The organism is Paenibacillus sp. IHBB 3054 (genome assembly GCF_051594305.1).
Taxonomy (GTDB): Bacteria; Bacillota; Bacilli; order Paenibacillales; family Paenibacillaceae; genus Paenibacillus_AQ.
Genome location: NZ_JBOFBG010000001.1, coordinates 213,894 through 233,283, shown reverse-complemented (window position 1 = coordinate 233,283; position 19,390 = coordinate 213,894). Strand labels below are relative to the sequence as shown.

Genomic DNA, 19,390 nt, shown 5'->3' with positions numbered 1-19,390 from the left:
GAATCAAGTGAAAATAGATGTATATCAAGCAGAGCAGATTGCCGAAGAAGTCTATTCTGTGCTGGTAAGACACAATCTCACCGTAAGTGAAGCCAAGATTGTGCTAAATCTTACTAAAACTAGCTTCAAGCACGCTCGGCTAAATGATAAAGAAAAACCTATGTTTGATTAAAAGGGAGGGATTGCTATGTTAAAAGAAGGAGCCAACCTGAACAAAGTTTCCGACGAAATCGTCTTCCTTTTGATCAGGCATGGCGTCATGTACTCTGAAGTCGAACAAGTCCTCAATGATGCGAAGGAGAAGACCTTTAACTCTGTCGTTCTCAAAGAATCATTCGATGCTGCTTTCGAGGAAGGAAAGGCCTTCTAAAGTGATTTTAGCATCGGCTGCAATTTTGAATTGCGTACCTGTTTTACCTACCATTCTCAAAGGAATTAGACCTTTAACGAAGCCTTTTTCATAAGCCTCAGAGAGGACTTGCTGGAAATCATCTTCATTAAGGCCGGCCTTTTCCCGCGGGATGCCTTCTCGAAAATTAATGAGCACTCTTGTCAGAGCGTCAAGAAGATCGTCTGTAGATTTAAACATGAAATTTACCTCCTTTCCGAATATTTGGTATGTCCGAACAACTACCAGTATTCGACAGAAAAGGGGTTATCCCTCTATAGAACGGAGGTGAGCCTGTGGCCGATGGCTACAGCATAGAACTTAGCTTTAACAACCGTGCTATTTGGTTTGAGATCCCTGTCCTTCCGGAAGAGATTGAAATCTCAGGCGAGGGAGACGGTGAAACCTATTCAATTACAGATTTGGGCCAGATCAATGTGATTAAGGCCCCAGGACTTAAAACGATTAACTTTGAAAGCTTTTTCCCTGCGATCCAGCCAGGCGGAACGGTGCCCAGTTATGTTACCTCCACCAATTGGGGGGAGCCTGCCGACTACATCCAACTCATTGAAGACTGGATGAACAAGCGGAAGCCGATCCGGTTTATTTTTACCAGCCAGGGACTGAAGATCAATCTAGCGGTGAGTATTGAGATTTTTAACTACAAAGAGGTAGCGGGCAGGCCGGGTGATTTTGAATATGAGCTGGAGCTGAAGGAGTATGTTTTCTACGCCGCTAAAAAAGTGACGCTGAAGACGAAACCAACGGCCAGTGGTACCGGCGCCAAAACCACCACAAAGAAAGAGCCGGCCAAGCGGCCAGACGAACGGGCAAAGTCGAAAACGGTCGCCGTGAAGTCAGGCGATACGCTCATGAAGATTGCCAAGCGAGAGCTGGGCGACGGCGGACGGTGGAAAGAGATTCAAAAACTGAACGGGCTGACGGACGTGCAGCTGAAGACGCTGAGAATTGGCTCTGTCCTGAAGCTCCCGGGGTGATCGAATGGAATTATTGATCGACAATAAGGACGGTAATCTATGGGACCTCTCGGAGATTGTGTCAGAGATAACCTGGAGCACCTACCGGATCGGCAAGCCGGCATCCTTGGAATTTACGATTATTGACCGCGGCATCTACCAGGATAAAGGATTCAAGCTCAATAATGGCGATGTTGTTCGATACACAGATGAGGGACATAAGGTCTTCTATGGCTATATTTTCAAAATAAGCGAAGGCCGCGAGGAAGAAATTGAGATCCTAGCCTATGATCAGATTCGATATCTCATGAATTCCGGAACATACGTATTTTCGAAGCTGACGGCCACGCAGGTTGTTCAAAAGATTGCCAAGGACATGCAGCTTAAAACCGGCACGCTTGAAAACAGCGCTTATGTCATTCCTTCGCAGATCCGGGACAACAAAACCTATATTGATATGATCTGTATGGCGCTGGATGAGACATTGATTAATAACGGGACCAATTTCGTTTTTTATGATGACTTTGGCAGCCTGACCTTGCGAAACATCGCCGGGATGCGTTTCCCTTTGGTCATTGGTGACGACAGCCTGATGACGGACTACTCTTACAGCCGGAGCATCGATGACGAAACCTATAACCAGATCGTCCTTTACCGGGACAATAAGGAGACTGGTAAGCGCGAAACCTATGTCACCAAGGACAGCGCGACAATTAGAAAGTGGGGGCTGCTGCAGCTGCATGAGAGTGTGGACGAGAACCTGAATCAGGCTCAAATCAATGAGCAGCTGGCACAGTTACTTTTTACAAAGAACCGCGAGTCCCGGTCTTTAAGCGTGGAAGCCCTGGGGGATTATCGCCTGAGGGCCGGATGCTATGTGAATTTATATATCAAAAAAATGAACATCAATAAATTTTTCTTGGTCGATACATGCACTCATAAAAAAGCTGATGGCGTGCATACCATGGACCTGGAATTGAGGCTGGTGTAAATATGCTGGAAGCCATTAAGCGGGCGGCAAAGGATGCGGTGGATGCAGCCGGGCCTGTGGTCGTGCACCTGGGAGTCGTAACAAAGATGAATCCTCTTGAAGTGTTAGTCGATAACCGGCTATCTCTTCCAGAGGATTTTTTAATTGTGCCAGAATCATTGACGGAGCTGAAGGTCATTATAGGCAATCAGGAAATTGTAATCCGGAAACCACTTGCTGCAGGCGATAAGCTGCTGCTGATCCGCATGCAGGGTGGTCAACGTTACGTGATCATGGATAGGGTGGTGAGCGGATGATCCCACAGAGCGAGATGGTGCTGCTAAATGAGGATATGGAAGAGACGCCGCAGCCAAGTCTTACCTACAAGCTGGACCTCACAAACGGGCGTATAGGGGCTGTGGCAGTGGATGGTTTAGATGCTGTGAAACAGGCGGTGTTTAAAATCTTGTCCACCTCACGCTTTGAACATCTGATTTATAGCACTGACTACGGCAATGAGGCAGATGTCGGAGCGGTTCGGGGGCGCGCCGTGTTTGAAACCGAGATCGAGCGCTGGGTCAAGGAAGCCCTGAAGCAAGATGACCGGATCATATCCGTAACTCAATTTAGATTTACCTATGATCTGGACACAGCCCTGGTGCAATTTTTGGTAGAAAGTGATTACGGCAACTATACAGACAGATTGGAGGTGTAGCGATGTATGAGGATCAGACCTTTGAAATAATCCTGCAGCGGATGCTAGATCGTGTCCCCGCGGATATTGATAAACGGGAAGGGAGTATTATATACGATGCCTTGGCCCCTGCAGCCATGGAGTTGGCACAGATGTATGTGGAGTTGGATGTGAATGCAAATTTGAGGTTCGCGGATACAGCCAGCGGGGATTACCTGGACAAAGCGATTGCCTGGTCAGGCGTAACCCGTAAGGCTGCAACCAAAACGCAACTGAGAGGGCTTTTTTATGACTCTGCTAATGCCCTAATGGACATACCTATCGGCAGCCGGTTTGCCATAGGAGACGTCAACTACAAGGCGACAGAGCGCCTATCATTGGGAGATTATCGTATGGAGGCCGAGACGGCCGGAGCTGCCGGCAATCAAACCTTCGGGAGTCTGCTGCCTATTGACTATATCAATAATCTTGCTCGGGCTGAGCTTACGGAAGTACTCATCCCAGGCGTAGACAGGGAAACGGATGCATCACTTTATGAGCGATACCAGGAACGAATCTCCAAGCCAATCACTAGCGGCAACCGGTATCAATACGAAGAATGGGCCCGGGAGATCAGCGGGGTAGGCCGAGCGAAAGCCTTCCCTTTGTGGAACGGCCCCGGGACGGTAAAGGTAGCGCTGCTGAACAATGATATGCGCTCGCCTTCTGCGGCCGTTGTTGCTGCCGTCCAGGATTACATTGATCCAACACAGGATGGCATGGGAATTGGTACTGCACCTATCGGGGCTGTGGTTACGGTAGTTGGGGCAACGGAGGTGCCTATCAATATATCAGTAAGCGTAACTTTAGCCTCTGGAGCGACCACATCCCAAGTTAAAACTCAGCTGGAGGCAGCCACCAAGGCGTATCTGGCCAGCCTGGCCTTTATGGACACTTTGGTCCGTTACACAAGAATTCAGAGCCTTATCTTAGACATACCGCCGGTGATTGACTATACCAATCTCAAGGTAAATGGCGGCACTATCAATATTGAGATCCCAGCGGATGCAGTGCCAGTGATCGGCACGGTGACGGTGACAGCGATATGAGCGGTACAGAGCAGTTAAAGAGTTACCTGCCGGGTTATTATGGCGGGATCGTTGAAATGGACGAGTTGATGAATTCCGAGGGGCCTGAGTTTGATTTGCTTGGCGCGCGCGTTGAGGAGTTGCTTAACCAAGCCTATCCGGAATACGCAACTTGGGCGCTGGACCGATACGAGAATGAGCTGCAGATTGTCGTGGATAGTAACAAGCCGGACGAGCAACGCCGGTCCGTAATCATATCCAAAATGCGGGGGTATGGCAAGGTATCGGGCGATATGATCAAGAACGTTGCACAGGCTTATGACGGCGGTACGGTAGACGTAGCTGTTGTGCCGGCAGAGTACAGGATCATTATTACCTTTGTCGATACGCTGGGCATCCCGGCAAATCTGGATGATCTTAAGCAGGCCATAGAGGATCTTAAGCCGGCACACATGGCATTGGATTACAAATATCGTTACCTCCTTATCCGAGAAATCCATAATGTCATGACTATTAACCAGATTCAGCAGCACAAGCTTACCGATTTCGCGCCGTTTTTAGATTAGGCAGAAAGGAGATGTAAAAATGCCAAGTAATACACCGAATTTAAAGTTATACAAGAAAAACCCGGCAACAGACGGCGATGATACTTTTAATATTGAGACAATGATTAATGAAAACTTGGACAAGATTGATGAACATGCAGGAGACAATACACGTCACATCACGACAGCCGAACGCGATACATGGAGCGCCAAGGAGACAACAGCCGGAGCACAATCAAAGGCAGATGCAGCGAGAGACGCCGCTATCAATACTGCTGCCTTAGATGCTACAGCTAAAGCTAATGCTGCAAGGGATGCAGCAAAGAATGCTTCTATCCCTGTTGGGCAAAAGGGCGCTGCTGGTGGCGTGGCTGATCTTGATGCGAACGGTAAAGTGCCAAGGGACAGGAGTTATAGTTCGCTAGGTGGTCGGGGCGGAGCAACTAACTTAGATACGGCTTTCCTTGCTGGAATTTGGGTATTCATTCCCGGCGCAACAGGCAGTCCAGAACCGAGCGGTTACGGACTTTTGGAGAATATCGTTAGTGATGGCGATCTTTATGACGGCTCCACCAACTGGATTTTTCAAATTGTGCGCATGACTGGCGGGGCAGTATATTCACGTATAAAGGTGAATCAGGGGGTTTGGAGTGCGTGGAATCTTGAGGGTGGGGACCGTGTATTCAAAACCAAGAGCATTGTGGACGTAGATTACAACCTACTCACTACAACGGGGATATACCAGATTTATGGAATTATACCTCCTAACGCTCCACCACTAACAGCACCGTGGGGTATCCTTAACGTCTATATGGGAAGTAACGGTTATATTGTGCAGGAAGCTACACAAACAACCGCCCCATACGGAAAATTCTACAGAACACGCACAGAATCAGACTGGTGGCCTTGGCAAAGTGTTGCTGTCCAAGGAAGGGACGCCAGATTTGACGGGGTGGACGGTAGAAACGTCCAGAATTTTAGGTCGCCCACCGATGCGCCGTCCACTTATCCCGGAGGAGAATCTATCTTCTTTGTCAACAATGTTGCCGGATGGCCCGCGCTATACGGAACCGTCTCTTCGACTAGAGGTCACACCAATACGGGAGGTCATGCAGTCCATCAGTATTTTTATCCGTATGTTGCAAAAGCGCCGATTAAGGTTAGATACTCAACTATCAATAGCGACACATGGGGTGAGTGGGAAAATATTCTAACAAGTACTGACGCCAAGGGATTTGCTAGAACAGTAGGTATTCAAAGCTTTGGAAATTCTGCTGGCCCAATTAGTACAACGCAATTCATTGATACACTAGCTGGATTTGGAGCATTTAGCAATGAAGGATATTGGAGCATGCGCGGCTCATGGTCATACGGAGCTAACAAATATATAGCAGATTCTGGGTTTGGAAACATCCCACTAGCTGGGGCCTTTATTGAAGTTGTTGGTTCAGCAGCTCATTACACGATAAGGGTAACGACCGCCACATCTTCGGATATACCAAGTGCTGGTATATCATCAGAGTTTGTCTATGTAAACAACGGACCCACTTATAATCCGGGATGGAGAAAACTAACCAATAGTACAACTGCCGAATCCGCCGATTCATTTGTGAAACGCAGCGTTCCATCATCTGGAGAAAATCTGAACGATAAGATTTCCTTGGGAATGTACGGGCTTGGAGCAAGCGCGAACTATGTTAACGGACCTGGATTGGATTGGTGCTTACTAAACGTCTTTATGAACAGTATAGGATACATCGTGCAGGAAGCTACCAACGTAGGGACTCCAAATCCTCAAAAGAGGTTCAGAACGCGAACTGAGGCGGGCGTGTGGAGTCGCTGGGTTGATGTTGTTACCACGGATTCTACCGGGAAAATTCCGAATGTAGCTGCTAATAGAGCGGTAGGGACGGGAATTGCACCCAATGGGACCAGCCCGACCATAATTGCGGGGTTCACCACTTCGGTTGATTGTTTGGTTAGTGTAAAGGCAACCATGTTCACCGATGCGCTAAGAACTGTAAGTATTACGGTTACGTATGTAGAGCCGGGGGGACAAGTCAGTAATCACGAGATATTACCCGTCACACAAATGCAGCCGGGGCGGTGGAGTTTTATATCCCCGTTGCTTCATGTAAAAGGGGGAACGACTATCAATACGGTAGGTCAAACGCCATCAGCCGCAGGTAATGCTTGGATATCGGCAGTAATGACAGAGGAGGGGTAAACAATGGCCTTATGGATACCAGGTAACGCAAATGAGGGACTAGTGGTGGCGGGATTTACTTTTTCGGCAGGGGTTAAGTACAACGCTGTGGGTACAATGCCATTAAAAACACCTTCGAACGGGGACGCAGGATCAAGCCCTAACCATCACAATCACAAGGGAATAGAGGCATATCCCGGACTAATATATGTGCGTCCGGTTGCTCCCACGGACCCGATTACGGCTTTTCAGGGCGACCTATGGCTTAGGATTGTAGAAAACAACCTTAACCCGGCATACTGGAGATCGGACGTTACTATTTTCGGCATGCAAGGAACAATACCAGTTCGCGGATCAGGAGGGACCGTAACGCCAGGACCTACAGCGCAAACGAAATCGGCGGGGTACTGGTCCTCCGACATTACCATTGCCGCCGTTCCCGTTCCGGCGGGCGCCGTGTTAGTGGGTACAACAATAGCGGGGACTGCTGGGGCAATGCCAAACAGGAGTGCGCAAAATATCCATTTACCTGCCGCTGCAGTAACAGTATGGGCTAATGATAGAGTGTTTTTGCAGCCCCCACAGGGTTACTATGATGGGTCCACGTGGGTTACTACTGCTGCTCCACAATTTAATGCTTCAAATATTCGTAATGGAGTGAACCTTCTTGGAATCACGGGAACTATGGTAGAAGGCAGGCGCTTCGCGGAAGGAACATTTGTTCATGGATCCGGGCAAACCGCCACAGTTACTGGACTGGGATTTACACCTAGTACAGTGGAAATCGCATGGACAGAGGATCAACACACCTTTCGTATAGGACGTTCGTACGGAGCATGGTACGCTTCGCAGGTTACAGGTAATGCCACCCAGCAGTATTATATAAACTTTGCTAATAGCACAGTATTTAGTGGAGGTTTTACAAGTGATATGTTATATGGCAATGGGCGACTAATCACATGGCGGGCGACAGAATAAAAAATAGGAGGATATCAAAATGCAAATCGGAAGAAGAATATACTATGACAAAGCGACAGGAAATCTAATTTTAGATATGGGCCCAAGAGTTGGTGAGGTCGTTAAAACAACTCGCGAGCAAGATTTTGAGGCCTATAAGGTTCTAAATGAACGTGTAGAGGAAACAGTGGGTATGATCGAACTAGAGTTTGGTCAATTCGAAACAGAGTTCCTTGAGTCAAGGTTTCGGTTTCGTGTAAATCCAAAAACCGAAGAACTGGAGTTTAACTATGGTCCCATTGATCCGGAAGAACCCACGGAACCAGTTTACCAGAAGCCACTCACGGAGCGGATGGCAAATACGGAAGCAGAGACTGCGGGAATGGCTTTGGAGCTTGCTCAGACTCAGGCACGACTCGATCAGTCCGAGCGGGATCAAGCATCACTACTCCTTAGCCTCGTGGAAGGAGGTGTTATCTAATATGGATTGGTACGCACTGATTAAGCGCCATTATGAAGCTGGCCGTTATACCGTTGAGCAGGTCCAAGTATTTGTGGCTGCTAAAAAGATTACAGAAGATCAAGCTAAAGAGATTAAAACGAGCGCCGCATAGTAGGCGTTTTTATTTTGCCCTCGGACATCGTCCGGGGGTTTTTACGTTGAGGGAGAGAACGGGGGAACGGGAGTGGAGATAACAACAATCACAGCAATAGTTGCAGCAGTGAGCGGAGTTGTGCTTGGGTGGGTAACTCGGACATCTGCCTTTAAAAAGGATGTTGCTCAGGAGGCTGGCAGCGGCGCGGCCTTGCGTACAGACGTTGAGTATATCAAGCGCGGCGTGGATGATATCCGGGCTGATGTTCGGGTGCAGGGGCAGCGGACAGACGCTTTGTCCGAGCGAGTTACACGGGTCGAAGAGTCAGCTAAGCAAGCGCATAAGCGGATAGACAAAATTGAGGAATAAGGGAGAGGGAATTAATGGAATGGAATGCAGTCGCAAATTTTATTAAGCCGGAGCTGTTGGCTATTGTCGCTGTATGTTGGGTTGTCGGCTATATCCTGAAGCAAACTCCACGGGTGCCAGACTGGACGATTATTTACGGTGTTACCCTAGTGGCCATTATCCTTGTATCGTTCACGCTGGGTTTTACCGCTGAGAGCTTTTTGCAGGGTATCTTATGTGGAGCTGTGGCTGTATATGGTAACCAGCTAGTCAAGCAGGCCCAAAAGAGCGGTGACGAGTAATGGCGCTCACGTTTGAAAAGGTAAAGCTTAAATCCCAGTCACGCCTTAAAGGGCTGCATCCAGTCGTTGAAGCGGCTACGGTGGCCCTCATTGAGCGTTGTTACGCCCGAGGGGTCAATATAGTCATTACCCAAGGGCTACGGACCATTGCGGAGCAGAACGCGCTTTATGCGCAGGGTCGTACAAAGCCGGGGAAAATCGTCACGAACGCCAAGGGCGGGACCAGTTACCACAATTTCGGACTTGCCATAGATTTTGCTTTGCTGCTGCCGGATGGGAAACAGGTATCCTGGGACCTGAAACGCGATGGTGACGGTGATAAGGTTGCAGACTGGACGGAGGTTGTTCAGGAGGCCAAAGCGCTGGGATTTGAGTGGGGCGGGGATTTTGTTTCCATCAAGGATGCACCACACTTCCAAATGACCTTTGGCTTGAAAACTTCGCAGTTAAGAGCGGGCAAGGAGCCAACAGCAGCACAGGTAAAAGCGGCTTATGCCAAGATTGATAGATGTAAGGAGGCGGACGAAGTGAAAAAAGACGTGCCTGTGTCAGTAATCGTAGACGGCAAGAAGGTGGCCGACGGTGTAGCGGATAACGGAGTAACCTATACACCAGCAAGGGCCGTAGCAGAGGCTTTAGGGGCTAAGGTGGACTATGACGCTAAAACCAAAACAATGACAATCACCAGTAAGGGGGATAACTAATGAAAAGCAAATGGCGTAATTATGGATTGTGGGTTTCTTTGACGGCAGCAGTGCTGCTAGGTGTGCAAACGGTCGGAGCAATCTTCGGGTTCCAATTGGCCCCGGAGAAATATGACGAGGCTACAGCGGCGGTTAATGCTATCCTGGGGATTCTAGTTGTGTTGGGGATTGTAAGTAATCCGAAGGAAGGAACAGGGTATGTCGATAAAAAGTAAATGGAATTACCCCTTCTGGTAGGGAAGTTTTTAATTTATTCCAAAAAAAGAAAAAGAACAGTCATATGAAGAAATATGATTGTTCTTTTTACAAATTGGAAGAGCATTAACCCCAAGCTATATTTTTATAAAGTTCTGTGAATTTTGCTTCGATGACTAAATTTGGTATAGCATTTCTGCTGCTTTTAGAAATATGAATTAACATGTTTTTTACATGTATATCAACAGCAGTTAAGCTAAATCTTTCTGCCAGAGCTTTGAAGTTCTCTGCACAAAGACTAAATTGAAGCCGTGAGCGAATGTCACTATTAAAAAGCAGATTAATAAACTCCATAATCTGATATTCAGTAAATCTACCAATCATTTCTTCATAATACTCGAGTGCACTACCAGAAACTCCATGACCGTTACCTATCCTACACATAACAACAACCTTTACATAATGTTCTGAAATTGGAATGGGTACAACTCCAGTATCAGGAATGTATCTCAATAACGAGCGAGCATGCACGGGTTCGTTATAAAAATTATTCCAACCATTATGTGCGGTCAATAGGGATTCGATGACTTCCTCCATTTCGACTACTATTTGTTCGGCTGGCAAATAAGTCAGTCCTTCAACTATTGTTAGAAAATCATATGCCAATTTTTTTCTCGGGAGATCTGCATTTGCAGAGAAAATAGCATATTTTAAACCAATATCATGTTTGGACTGTTTATTGCTGTAATTCCATAAACATGGTGTGATGAGTGTTAGATTGTTCCTTATGTTAGTTTGAAGTTCAGGGTCAACAAACATTCCAAAAACCGTTCTAATTGTAGAAGTAATTAGTTCTTCTGGTAACTGTCTAATATTCGAAGCGATAGGCGGTATATCAGCAGAGGTGAGCTGATTAGCTCTTAGGTTCTGGAGAAGTCTGCGAACCTCCAAGACAGGTCCTTCAGGTTCTTTTCCAAGAACTTCTCTAATACAAGTTTGTAACCAACTTGACAACTGTAGTCCATCTAAGTCGTTATGGTTGGGGTGCGCAGCACTTGCATGATTTCGCATATCTCGTATGTAGTCTAAATGTTTAAATCCGATGTCTGTAATAATACCAGTATCTTTACAACCTTTAATTAATTCCCAATCGTCAAGTTTTGGGAGATCCGCTTCAGATTTGAAAGTTGCTCGTCTCTTTGGATCATTTATTATACTACCCAAGAAGTAGTCTAGATCAAATCGAACGACTTTTGATCTTAAATTGATTACTGTCTCATTCCATAAAAAGTTTAATGCAGCATCAAATAAACCAGCACCACAAGCTGCAATAAATTTTGATATATACATTGACTCAGCTTTAGTCTCTGGTGAGAGTCTAGTCACAATTGTAGGTAAATTATTAACTACAACTTGTCTCTCTTCCGGAACTACTAAAACATTAGATGTCGGTAATCCTAAGTACTCAAGATATCTAGTTAATCCGAGTGAAAAACTGTCTACTTCACTGCTAATTGAAACAACGTCTGCTTTAACCAAAGGTATTAAATCTTTGTCCAAGGTTCATTTCCTCCCGTTATACATATGAAATTACTTTTGTCTTAAATTTAGAATGAATATCTCTCAATCCACATTGGAAATTATATCAAGTAATTATTTAGAAGTCTTGTATAAAATTTATCGTATAATATGCAAATGAATATTATAATAAATATATTGTTTGCGCGTTTATTTCATGAGATTTGTAGTAGGTGTGACATAGGAGTGAGTGCGCTGAACCTTAAATATAGAGTGCTTAAAAGTGGTGCAGACTTTTTGACGGTTGTCCTTGCGTAATCAAAGGTGTCTGTACGGTATTGGGAAGATCCAGACCCAAACGGGCACCTAATGGATTACAGTGGCATAGTCGAGGGGGATACTCCGGATGCTGTTAATTGCCGGAGTTTACTTCATTAGGGAACGATTTGAATTTAGAGCATACATAGCAAAAGCCCGTCAACTTTAACTGGTCGACGGGCTTTTTCCTACCTGTGGTATACAATATTAGTTGAGTTGCCAAATTATATACGTTGATTTTCAATACCCAAATTGCGTTTTAACCCTTCCTGCAGCACTTGGCTAAAATTAAGGTGTTGGCGCTCAGCTTCGTCATTCAACCATTTAGGCACGGTGAGCGTCTTCTTAACCGCCTTAGCTTCCATTGCGTCCCGAACAACCGGCATATATACCTGTACTTCACAAGCTGCTTCTGTGGACTCTGCTTGTTTCAAAATGTCGCCAAGCGCTGAAGGGGCAGGGATAGAGTCATTGTCTTGCTCCATCATGTACATAAACCCTTCCAGCGCTTCCCGTGCTGCAGCGTGGGCCTCTTCGGCTGTATCTCCCGCCGTCAGACAACCGGGAAGGTCCGGAAAGCGGACAGAGATTCCTTCATCTGCTGTATCCAGCAGCGCCCAGAAGCGATAAACGTCTTTCTTGCTCATTTCTATATTAACCTCCTTGAGGGAGAGGGGCTTGCGCCCCTACAACCCTGCTGATTTTAGGATACTTACTTGTGTCTTTGGAGGAAAGCTTTTTCGTGGATGTGGCACCGTAACTTTACCGGGCTTTGTCGGATGTTTGAAGTAATGGTGACTGCCATGAACTCCGATTATGTACCATCCGTCCTCTTCAAGAATTTTTATGAGTTCTCTTGAACTGTAAGCCTTCATCTCAACCCTCCTTACATTTCTATTATAGACGTATAATTAATACGTGTCAACGTATGAATAACACGTACTTAAGTGAATTTGCTGAAGAACCTTCCGATAATGAATATAGGCAGCCGTAGCCTAAATTAATGTTTGGATAAGAATTTAACTTCATCTGCATAGAGATAATAAATCTTTACCTCCACACTGCTATTCCGCCAATATCGGATTTCAAAAATAACACCTCGATTACCAATAAGAGCAACAGCTATGCGCTGATCTCTGCACGCTGAAGAATCAAATGTATGATCGAGAGTGACTTGTATGTCGGCTATTGATGATTCTTCAAATCCTTCAATTACACTCTTAACCTCTGTAACTACCTCGGCACTGCTAACATTTAGCAACCATTCATAATCTATTTTCATACCTCCACCTCTTCCCATCCTGGCGGCATCGGATCTTCCGATACTGCTTCCAGCGCCTCTGGATTAACTCTGACCAGCAGTGGTTCTCCTATATCTACAGTTACCTCGATCGCAACAATCCTGCCTATGCGGCTGCCGTAGTCACTGGCATGTCCTTCCTTAATGCGGATTCTCCCACCGGGATTTAATTCTTCGATTTTCATGCTTATCTACCTCCAGGAAAAATTTCCTTAGCTTATAAAGTCTGATTGGTGCATTCCGGTTTCTTTCGGAGTAGAAGCACCGGCTTCGCGTTCCCATATCCTTCATCCATGCTTTTGTAATGGCTCCGGCGAAAGATAGCCACTACTCCAGGCAGGCCGACAGTATCCCATATGTCTACCTTTTGCCTATACAATACGGTATGTCAGGCCGGCTGTAGCTGCGGGAGTGTGGCTGCTCGAAATACTTATCTATGAATTGCTGGAGCGGCATTGATTCTATCCTCATTAACTCATTCCCTTCATTAAAAATCTCCGTCCCCATGGGGACAAACTGGGGACGAAATGCAGAATACCTACCCCCAACCAACCCCAAACGAGCATAAACATGAATTACGTAACCCCTTATGTAACAAGGGATGTACCAACTCACCTCATCACAGCTTATAGACGCAGCCTATCAGTTCTATAGAAATCATATCTTGGAATTATAAACGGGGCGATGTTATATTTAGATCATTCAAGAGAGACTCCACACTCTCTTCCATTGAACGATTCTACTATATGAGGTGAAGACATGAGCAAGAAGACAATGTTTGAGAAAATTTGGGAAAATCACGTAATCCATCAAGAGGAAGGTAAACCTAGCATTATTTATATTGATCTGCATCTGGTGCACGAAGTTACCTCTCCACAGGCCTTCGAAGGTCTCCGTCTCAGCGGACGCCAAGTCCGCCGTCCCGGCCTTACTTTTGCTACCATGGATCATAACGTTCCTACGAAAGACCGTTACAACATTACAGATCCGATCTCCAAACAGCAGATTGACACACTGTCGCAGAATTGCCGTGATTTCGGAGTCAGATTGTTCGACCTGAACGATATCGATCAAGGTGTCGTGCATGTTATGGGCCCGGAAATCGGCCTGACACATCCCGGCAAAACCATTGTCTGCGGCGACAGCCACACTTCCACGCACGGAGCATTCGGCGCACTGGCCTTTGGTATTGGCACAAGTGAAGTTGAGCATGTTCTGGCTACCCAGTGCTTGCAGCAATCCAAAGCCAAAACGATGGAAGTCCGCTTCATCGGCAAACGCAATCCTGGAGTGACTGCCAAGGATATGATTCTCGGTGTCATTGCCAAATACGGCACTGATTTTGCAACAGGCTATGTTATTGAATACACGGGCGAATCCATCCGCGAGCTGTCGATGGAGGAACGCATGACCGTCTGCAATATGTCGATCGAAGGCGGGGCAAGAGCGGGTCTGATCGCTCCTGATGAAACTACCTTCAACTATCTGCGTGGTCGCCAATATGTCCCTCAGGGTGCCGCTTATGATGCTGCCGTTGAAACTTGGAAAGGCCTTGTAAGTGATGAAGGTGCAGAATATGACACTATTGTTGAGTTCGATGTGGAATCTTTGATTCCGCAAGTGACCTGGGGAACTAGCCCGGGCATGGGCACAGACATCAATTCCAGTGTGCCGAACCCGGCTGATTTCTCGACTGAAAATGAACGTAAAGCCGCTGAAAAAGCGCTTGAATATATGGATCTGGCACCAGGTACACCTATTTCGGAAATTCCGATTGATTATGTCTTTATCGGTTCCTGCACGAATGGCCGGATTGAGGATTTGCGTGCTGCTGCCGAGGTAGCCAAAGGTCACAAGGTATCCGACAAGGTTACGGCAATTGTTGTTCCGGGCTCCGGACGCGTGAAGCTGCAGGCGGAGAAGGAAGGACTTGATGTAGTGTTTACGGAAGCTGGTTTTGAATGGCGCGAAGCAGGCTGCAGCATGTGCCTGGCGATGAACCCGGATGTACTTCAGCCTGGACAACGCTGTGCATCGACCTCGAACCGCAACTTTGAAGGACGCCAGGGACGCGGCGGACGCACGCATCTCGTATCCCCGGCAATGGCCGCGGCTGCTGCAATCAAGGGACGTTTCACCGACGTCCGCGACTGGAACTACAAGACAGAAGCCGTCAATTCATAGAAATCGTAGAGAGAGCGGGAGGATACAACAATGGAAGCTTTTGAGAAATTAACAGGAATCGTTGCCCCGGTTGACCGGGTAAATGTAGATACGGATGCTATTATTCCGAAGCAGTTTTTGAAACGGATTGAACGGACTGGATTTGGACAATTTCTTTTTTACGAATGGCGTTTTGACGAAGCGGGCAATGACAATGCTGCTTTTGAGATGAACAAACCGCGCTATAAAGGCGCATCTGTATTGATTTCGCGGGCCAACTTCGGCTGCGGCTCCTCCCGGGAGCATGCGCCGTGGGCGATTATGGACTATGGCTTCAAAGTAGTGATTGCCCCATCTTATGCCGATATTTTTTACAACAACTGTTTCAAGAACGGGATTCTTCCGATCAAGCTGTCGGAATCGCAGGTCGATGAGCTGTTCAGCCGTACGGCAGCCCATGAAGGCTACAACCTGTCGGTTGACCTTGAGAACAACACGCTCAGCGATGAATACGGACTGTTGATCAGCTTTGAGCTGGATGAGCACCGCCGCCAGTTCCTGCTGCAAGGGCTCGATGATATCGGGCTGACACTTCAGCATGCGGATGAAATCGCCGCCTACGAGGAGCGCCACGCGGCAAAGCTGTTTTCGTAAGCGATGTAAAGAGCACGTCCGGTCACAGGGGAAACTGAGTTTTATCCCTGAAGAATACGTAATCTTTACAAATTTTACACAAAACTTCTATTTCCGGGTGTCGGAAATAGAAGTTTTTTTGCTATAATCGATATATTAATTGCCGCAGAAGGCAACTTTTGGAGATTTCTGTCGTCTTAATCTTATCTATGTATCTATCATTTACCAGAAGGAGAGGAAAAGAAAGGATGAGAAGAGCCGGACAACGGGTGTTATTTATGCTGCTGCTGCCACTGTTACTGCTATCATTCGCCGGCCGTGAAGCTGCCGCCGCCGGAAGCGGGACAGGCAAGATTATTATGGATAATCAGGAGCTGACAATGCCCAAAGGCGCCAAAATTGAATACGTCGATGGAAGCGTTATGATTCCTATTCGAGTAGTTGTGGAGAATCTGGGGTTCAAAGTCGACTGGGAGCCGAAGTCGCGTAAAGTAACCGTTCAACAGGATGGCAGAAGCGTGCTGCTGGCCGTAGGAAGCAAAACGGCTGAAGCCGATGGAACTACACTAGCTCTAAATGCGGCACCCAAGCAGAATAATGGAACTGTACTAGTGCCTATCCGATTTGTAAGTGAGCAATTTGGGCTTATAGTGGGCTGGGACAACAGCGACAAAACTGTCTATTTAAGCGGCGGTTCTACAAGCGGTACGGACATTTCTGCAACTCCAGCGCCGTCCGCCAGTTCAACACCGGTGCCTGCATTGAGTCCAAGTCCAACCCCTGTCCCGAATGAAACTGGATCAGAGGGAGAGATCGTGACAGGAACCGCAGGCCCAACACCAACGCCGATCCCCGGCAGCGGCGGTACGATAGTTACGTCGCCTCAGATCATGGGGGCGGTGTTCAGCGAAAATCGTTTGATCGTTTCCGCCACGGGTGGAGCCAAGCCTACTGTTACCAAGATGAGCGGCCCTGACCGGATTGTGGTTGATTTCCCCAATACCTCGTTCGCGGCGGATTTCGTTGGCAGTCTGCCTGGCACAGCCCCTAACGGCAGTCCGCAAGGCAAGCTGGATGTTACCGGTTACCCATTGATTTCGGAAGTCCGTTATGCGCTGTTCAGTTCCAATCCCTCTACCGTAAGGTTCGTTATTCAAACGATCGGAACACAGCCCTATCAGGTAAGTATTGACGACAGCACCGGGCTGGTTACAATTGATTTAAATGTAGTGGCTAATGGAGGCAGTACTACCGTAGGACCGGGAATCACAGGCAAGCCGGTTGTCGTTCTTGACGCGGGACACGGCGGTAAACAATCTGGAGCCGTAAGCCTGACAGGGAAGCTGGAGAAAAACTTCAATCTCTCAGTTGTGAATAAGGTTGGAGCGCTGCTTCTGCAGGAAGGTCTGGTCGACGTTGTGTTTACCCGCACGGATGACAGCACACTCGGTCTGCAGGATCGGGTCGTAATTGCTGAAGCAAATAAAGCGAACCTGTTTATTTCAGTGCATGGAAACTCGCTGGAGCTCACTTATCCCAACAGGGAAAAGATCAATGGCAGTGAGACTTACTATTCCCGTACTGAAAGTCTGCCGCTCGCCCAGGTTCTCCACAAGCATCTGGTCGCGGGAACAGGCTTCAAGGACAACGGAATCAGGAGCAAAAGTCTGCATGTTACAAGAGAAACTACAATGCCGGCAGTGCTGCTGGAGGTAGGTTATCTTACCAATCAGGGGAATGAGGCGGGCATGTATGATGGCCAGTTTCAAGACAGGCTGGCTAGGGAAATCGTAGCCGGAATTAAGGAATATTTGGGAATATAGATATAGAATCTTGTTAATAGGGCGCGGAATTACTAGCTTTTTAATGGGATTTATTCGCAACTTTTAGCGGATACCAGCGTCTAATCAATGTCGAGGGTTGTCAATGGCGAGATCATCATGAACGCCGTTCTCTGGCGGAATACTAGATTTTTAGAGGTGAAGAATGAAGAAATTTGCTTTTACGCTGTTGCTGCTGCTCTTTGTACTGGTATTGCCCGAGCATGGACATGCTGCTGCCGGGAATAAGATCTATCTGGATGGCCAGGAGCTGACAGCAGGGCAGGATGCGCCGGTCGAAAATGTAAAGAACTCAGTTATGGTGCCGCTAAGAATGATCGCCGAAAACCTTGGCTATAAGGTGAATTGGGATCAGAAGAGCAAGACAGTTACAATTGAACAGCAGGGCAAGACGATCAAGCTGATCGTGGATCAAACGACAGCTTCCGTTGATGACAAAACCGTGATTCTCACGGCGGCGCCAGTAGCGCGCGCAGGTACTACACTCGTACCGATCCGGTTTGTCAGCGAGCAGTTTGGCCTCACTGTCACCTGGGATAACGCCCAGAAGACTGTAAACATTATTACCCCGGAAACTGGCGGTAATAACACCGGTTCAGAGGGAAGTTCTGGTGACGGTGGATCAACCGTCGTTGTTCCTCCGGCAGAGTCGACAAGCGGCCTGACAATGGTGAATGGCATCAGCTTCAGCCAGAACCGTCTGACCATTGCAATGGATGGCAGCTCCGCGCCGAATATAACGAAGATGACAGGGCCGGACCGGATTGTGGTCGATTTGCCAAATGCCACGTTCTCGGATGTGTTCGGAAGTGGACAAGAACTTGACCCCAACCTGAATGGCAAACTTGCTGTAACGGATTACCCGGATGTATCAGGAGTACGTTATTCTTTGTACAGTACAAGCCCTTATACCATCCGCTTTGTAATTGATTTGAACACTTCCAAGAACTATAGTCTTGAAGTATCCGGTGATGCTTCCAAGCTGATTGTGGTTGATCTGAATGCGCAAAGCACGGAAGATACGACGACACAGCCCGGCAATAACGGCCGGAAGCTGGTGGTGCTGGATGCCGGCCATGGCGCCAAGGATTCCGGAGCTGTAGGGGTTACCGGTAAATATGAGAAGAATTTTAATTTGGCCGTTGTTCTTAAAGCAGCAGAGCTGCTGAAACAGGAGAATAAAATCGATGTAGTGCTTACTCGCAGCGATGATACGTTCCTGGAATTAAAAGACCGTGCGGGTATGGCCAACAAGCTTAAGGCCGATCTGTTTATTTCCGTCCATGCGAACAGCAGTGGTTCATCGGCTGCAAGTGGAACAGAAACATATTATCAGCGGGAAGCGAGCAAGGCACTGGCGAAAGTGATGCATAAGTATCTTGTCAAGGCGACCGGGCTTAGCGACCGTGGTGTGAGGTATGGAAATTTCCACGTCATTCGTGAGACGACAATGCCTGCCGTACTACTTGAAGTAGGTTACTTAAGCAATAAAGGCGATGAATCGCTGTTGTTCTCGGAAACATTGCAGAACAATGTGGCAGCATCCATGGTCAGTGGTATTAAGGAATATCTGGGAATGTAACAGCAGACTTAGCGGCAGATGAAGCTGCAAAGCCAGCTTTCGGCCTGATTTGCAGGCGAAAGAGGCTTTGCAGTTCTGTCTGCCCG

The 19,390-nt window shown here is 47.3% G+C and carries 26 protein-coding genes; 20 read left to right on the top strand and 6 right to left on the bottom strand.

From position 1 onward, the window contains the following. Positions 1 to 7: 7 nt before the first annotated feature. On the top strand, positions 8 to 172 hold the full coding sequence (locus ACQ76X_RS01170) for a hypothetical protein (protein ID WP_438491016.1): 165 nt from the start codon (positions 8 to 10) through the stop codon (positions 170 to 172). A 15-nt stretch (positions 173 to 187) separates the two neighbouring features. Next, positions 188 to 370, top strand: a complete 183-nt coding sequence (locus ACQ76X_RS01165) for a hypothetical protein (RefSeq protein ID WP_438491015.1) — start codon at positions 188 to 190, stop codon at positions 368 to 370. On the opposite strand, the gene ACQ76X_RS01160 is transcribed toward ACQ76X_RS01165, so the two are convergent. After that, on the bottom strand, positions 332 to 589 hold the full coding sequence (locus ACQ76X_RS01160; protein ID WP_438491014.1) for a YjcQ family protein: 258 nt from the start codon (positions 587 to 589) through the stop codon (positions 332 to 334). The two genes, ACQ76X_RS01165 and ACQ76X_RS01160, sit on opposite strands and share 39 nt — an antisense overlap. A gap of 95 nt (positions 590 to 684) precedes the next feature. Between ACQ76X_RS01160 and ACQ76X_RS01155 the strand changes: the two genes are divergently transcribed. From ACQ76X_RS01155 to ACQ76X_RS01090, 14 genes are all read left to right on the top strand, one after another. Continuing rightward, complete coding sequence (locus ACQ76X_RS01155; RefSeq protein WP_438491013.1) at positions 685 to 1,386, top strand: LysM peptidoglycan-binding domain-containing protein; 702 nt, start codon at positions 685 to 687, stop codon at positions 1,384 to 1,386. A 4-nt stretch (positions 1,387 to 1,390) separates the two neighbouring features. After that, positions 1,391 to 2,356 (top strand): XkdQ/YqbQ family protein, encoded by a 966-nt coding sequence (locus ACQ76X_RS01150; protein ID WP_438491012.1) that lies wholly within the window; start codon positions 1,391 to 1,393, stop codon positions 2,354 to 2,356. A 2-nt stretch (positions 2,357 to 2,358) separates the two neighbouring features. Then, a complete protein-coding gene (locus ACQ76X_RS01145; protein WP_438491011.1) occupies positions 2,359 to 2,652 on the top strand; it encodes a DUF2577 domain-containing protein in 294 nt (97 codons plus the stop codon). After that, complete coding sequence (locus ACQ76X_RS01140; protein WP_438491010.1) at positions 2,649 to 3,050, top strand: DUF2634 domain-containing protein; 402 nt, start codon at positions 2,649 to 2,651, stop codon at positions 3,048 to 3,050. Before ACQ76X_RS01145 ends, ACQ76X_RS01140 begins: the two co-directional genes overlap by 4 nt. Positions 3,051 to 3,052: 2 nt before the next feature. After that, positions 3,053 to 4,117, top strand: coding sequence for a baseplate J/gp47 family protein (locus ACQ76X_RS01135; RefSeq protein WP_438491009.1), 1,065 nt, complete (start codon positions 3,053 to 3,055; stop codon positions 4,115 to 4,117). Continuing rightward, entirely contained in the window at positions 4,114 to 4,662 is a 549-nt protein-coding gene (locus ACQ76X_RS01130; RefSeq protein ID WP_438491008.1) for a YmfQ family protein, read from the top strand. The genes ACQ76X_RS01135 and ACQ76X_RS01130 overlap by 4 nt, the downstream gene beginning before the upstream one ends. 19 nt (positions 4,663 to 4,681) lie before the next feature. Beyond that, positions 4,682 to 6,868, top strand: coding sequence for a pyocin knob domain-containing protein (locus ACQ76X_RS01125; protein ID WP_438491007.1), 2,187 nt, complete (start codon positions 4,682 to 4,684; stop codon positions 6,866 to 6,868). 3 nt (positions 6,869 to 6,871) lie between these two features. After that, entirely contained in the window at positions 6,872 to 7,825 is a 954-nt protein-coding gene (locus ACQ76X_RS01120; RefSeq protein ID WP_438491006.1) for a hypothetical protein, read from the top strand. Positions 7,826 to 7,844: 19 nt separating this feature from the next. Next, positions 7,845 to 8,285, top strand: coding sequence for a hypothetical protein (locus ACQ76X_RS01115; RefSeq protein WP_438491005.1), 441 nt, complete (start codon positions 7,845 to 7,847; stop codon positions 8,283 to 8,285). A gap of 1 nt (position 8,286) precedes the next feature. Next, positions 8,287 to 8,418, top strand: coding sequence for an XkdX family protein (locus tag ACQ76X_RS01110; RefSeq protein ID WP_438491004.1), 132 nt, complete (start codon positions 8,287 to 8,289; stop codon positions 8,416 to 8,418). Positions 8,419 to 8,490: 72 nt separating this feature from the next. Continuing rightward, positions 8,491 to 8,769: a hypothetical protein gene (locus ACQ76X_RS01105; RefSeq protein ID WP_341187361.1), complete on the top strand. Its 279-nt coding sequence runs from the start codon at positions 8,491 to 8,493 to the stop codon at positions 8,767 to 8,769. Positions 8,770 to 8,783: 14 nt separating this feature from the next. Next, positions 8,784 to 9,050 (top strand): phage holin family protein, encoded by a 267-nt coding sequence (locus tag ACQ76X_RS01100; RefSeq protein ID WP_438491003.1) that lies wholly within the window; start codon positions 8,784 to 8,786, stop codon positions 9,048 to 9,050. After that, positions 9,050 to 9,754 carry a M15 family metallopeptidase gene (locus ACQ76X_RS01095; protein WP_438491002.1) on the top strand — a complete coding sequence of 235 codons (705 nt, stop codon included), beginning with the start codon at positions 9,050 to 9,052 and terminating at the stop codon, positions 9,752 to 9,754. Before ACQ76X_RS01100 ends, ACQ76X_RS01095 begins: the two co-directional genes overlap by 1 nt. Further along, entirely contained in the window at positions 9,754 to 9,969 is a 216-nt protein-coding gene (locus tag ACQ76X_RS01090; protein ID WP_438491001.1) for a phage holin, read from the top strand. The genes ACQ76X_RS01095 and ACQ76X_RS01090 overlap by 1 nt, the downstream gene beginning before the upstream one ends. A 106-nt stretch (positions 9,970 to 10,075) precedes the next feature. Here ACQ76X_RS01090 and ACQ76X_RS01085 read toward each other — a convergent pair whose 3' ends face one another. The 5 genes from ACQ76X_RS01085 to ACQ76X_RS01065 all read right to left on the bottom strand — a co-directional run bounded on the left by ACQ76X_RS01085 (position 10,076) and on the right by ACQ76X_RS01065 (position 13,270). After that, positions 10,076 to 11,509, bottom strand: coding sequence for a hypothetical protein (locus tag ACQ76X_RS01085; protein WP_438491000.1), 1,434 nt, complete (start codon positions 11,507 to 11,509; stop codon positions 10,076 to 10,078). A gap of 500 nt (positions 11,510 to 12,009) precedes the next feature. Continuing rightward, on the bottom strand, positions 12,010 to 12,432 hold the full coding sequence (locus tag ACQ76X_RS01080) for a type II toxin-antitoxin system HicB family antitoxin (RefSeq protein WP_438490999.1): 423 nt from the start codon (positions 12,430 to 12,432) through the stop codon (positions 12,010 to 12,012). Positions 12,433 to 12,471: 39 nt separating this feature from the next. Beyond that, complete coding sequence (locus tag ACQ76X_RS01075; RefSeq protein WP_438490998.1) at positions 12,472 to 12,660, bottom strand: type II toxin-antitoxin system HicA family toxin; 189 nt, start codon at positions 12,658 to 12,660, stop codon at positions 12,472 to 12,474. Positions 12,661 to 12,785: 125 nt separating this feature from the next. After that, positions 12,786 to 13,067: a hypothetical protein gene (locus tag ACQ76X_RS01070; protein ID WP_438490997.1), complete on the bottom strand. Its 282-nt coding sequence runs from the start codon at positions 13,065 to 13,067 to the stop codon at positions 12,786 to 12,788. Beyond that, on the bottom strand, positions 13,064 to 13,270 hold the full coding sequence (locus tag ACQ76X_RS01065) for a hypothetical protein (protein WP_438490996.1): 207 nt from the start codon (positions 13,268 to 13,270) through the stop codon (positions 13,064 to 13,066). The genes ACQ76X_RS01070 and ACQ76X_RS01065 overlap by 4 nt, the downstream gene beginning before the upstream one ends. Positions 13,271 to 13,844: 574 nt before the next feature. On the opposite strand from ACQ76X_RS01065, the gene leuC reads away from it, so the two are divergent. The 4 genes from leuC to ACQ76X_RS01045 all read left to right on the top strand — a co-directional run bounded on the left by leuC (position 13,845) and on the right by ACQ76X_RS01045 (position 19,304). Next, positions 13,845 to 15,269, top strand: a complete 1,425-nt coding sequence (gene leuC / locus ACQ76X_RS01060) for a 3-isopropylmalate dehydratase large subunit (protein WP_438490995.1) — start codon at positions 13,845 to 13,847, stop codon at positions 15,267 to 15,269. A gap of 30 nt (positions 15,270 to 15,299) precedes the next feature. Next, entirely contained in the window at positions 15,300 to 15,902 is a 603-nt protein-coding gene (gene leuD / locus ACQ76X_RS01055) for a 3-isopropylmalate dehydratase small subunit (RefSeq protein ID WP_438490994.1), read from the top strand. A gap of 227 nt (positions 15,903 to 16,129) precedes the next feature. Next, positions 16,130 to 17,704: an N-acetylmuramoyl-L-alanine amidase gene (locus ACQ76X_RS01050; RefSeq protein ID WP_438490993.1), complete on the top strand. Its 1,575-nt coding sequence runs from the start codon at positions 16,130 to 16,132 to the stop codon at positions 17,702 to 17,704. Positions 17,705 to 17,867: 163 nt separating this feature from the next. After that, on the top strand, positions 17,868 to 19,304 hold the full coding sequence (locus ACQ76X_RS01045) for an N-acetylmuramoyl-L-alanine amidase (RefSeq protein WP_438490992.1): 1,437 nt from the start codon (positions 17,868 to 17,870) through the stop codon (positions 19,302 to 19,304). Positions 19,305 to 19,390 lie beyond the last annotated feature (86 nt).

Coding starts and splice junctions, on each gene's coding strand:
- ACQ76X_RS01165 (WP_438491015.1), top strand. CDS start 188: ATGTTAAAAGAAGGAGCCAACCTGAACAAAGTTTCCGACGAAATCGTC.
- ACQ76X_RS01160 (WP_438491014.1), bottom strand. CDS start 589: ATGTTTAAATCTACAGACGATCTTCTTGACGCTCTGACAAGAGTGCTC.
- ACQ76X_RS01150 (WP_438491012.1), top strand. CDS start 1,391: ATGGAATTATTGATCGACAATAAGGACGGTAATCTATGGGACCTCTCG.
- ACQ76X_RS01145 (WP_438491011.1), top strand. CDS start 2,359: ATGCTGGAAGCCATTAAGCGGGCGGCAAAGGATGCGGTGGATGCAGCC.
- ACQ76X_RS01140 (WP_438491010.1), top strand. CDS start 2,649: ATGATCCCACAGAGCGAGATGGTGCTGCTAAATGAGGATATGGAAGAG.
- ACQ76X_RS01135 (WP_438491009.1), top strand. CDS start 3,053: ATGTATGAGGATCAGACCTTTGAAATAATCCTGCAGCGGATGCTAGAT.
- ACQ76X_RS01130 (WP_438491008.1), top strand. CDS start 4,114: ATGAGCGGTACAGAGCAGTTAAAGAGTTACCTGCCGGGTTATTATGGC.
- ACQ76X_RS01125 (WP_438491007.1), top strand. CDS start 4,682: ATGCCAAGTAATACACCGAATTTAAAGTTATACAAGAAAAACCCGGCA.
- ACQ76X_RS01120 (WP_438491006.1), top strand. CDS start 6,872: ATGGCCTTATGGATACCAGGTAACGCAAATGAGGGACTAGTGGTGGCG.
- ACQ76X_RS01115 (WP_438491005.1), top strand. CDS start 7,845: ATGCAAATCGGAAGAAGAATATACTATGACAAAGCGACAGGAAATCTA.
- ACQ76X_RS01110 (WP_438491004.1), top strand. CDS start 8,287: ATGGATTGGTACGCACTGATTAAGCGCCATTATGAAGCTGGCCGTTAT.
- ACQ76X_RS01100 (WP_438491003.1), top strand. CDS start 8,784: ATGGAATGGAATGCAGTCGCAAATTTTATTAAGCCGGAGCTGTTGGCT.
- ACQ76X_RS01095 (WP_438491002.1), top strand. CDS start 9,050: ATGGCGCTCACGTTTGAAAAGGTAAAGCTTAAATCCCAGTCACGCCTT.
- ACQ76X_RS01090 (WP_438491001.1), top strand. CDS start 9,754: ATGAAAAGCAAATGGCGTAATTATGGATTGTGGGTTTCTTTGACGGCA.
- ACQ76X_RS01080 (WP_438490999.1), bottom strand. CDS start 12,432: ATGAGCAAGAAAGACGTTTATCGCTTCTGGGCGCTGCTGGATACAGCA.
- ACQ76X_RS01075 (WP_438490998.1), bottom strand. CDS start 12,660: ATGAAGGCTTACAGTTCAAGAGAACTCATAAAAATTCTTGAAGAGGAC.
- ACQ76X_RS01070 (WP_438490997.1), bottom strand. CDS start 13,067: ATGAAAATAGATTATGAATGGTTGCTAAATGTTAGCAGTGCCGAGGTA.
- ACQ76X_RS01065 (WP_438490996.1), bottom strand. CDS start 13,270: ATGAAAATCGAAGAATTAAATCCCGGTGGGAGAATCCGCATTAAGGAA.
- leuC (WP_438490995.1), top strand. CDS start 13,845: ATGAGCAAGAAGACAATGTTTGAGAAAATTTGGGAAAATCACGTAATC.
- leuD (WP_438490994.1), top strand. CDS start 15,300: ATGGAAGCTTTTGAGAAATTAACAGGAATCGTTGCCCCGGTTGACCGG.
- ACQ76X_RS01050 (WP_438490993.1), top strand. CDS start 16,130: ATGAGAAGAGCCGGACAACGGGTGTTATTTATGCTGCTGCTGCCACTG.
- ACQ76X_RS01045 (WP_438490992.1), top strand. CDS start 17,868: ATGAAGAAATTTGCTTTTACGCTGTTGCTGCTGCTCTTTGTACTGGTA.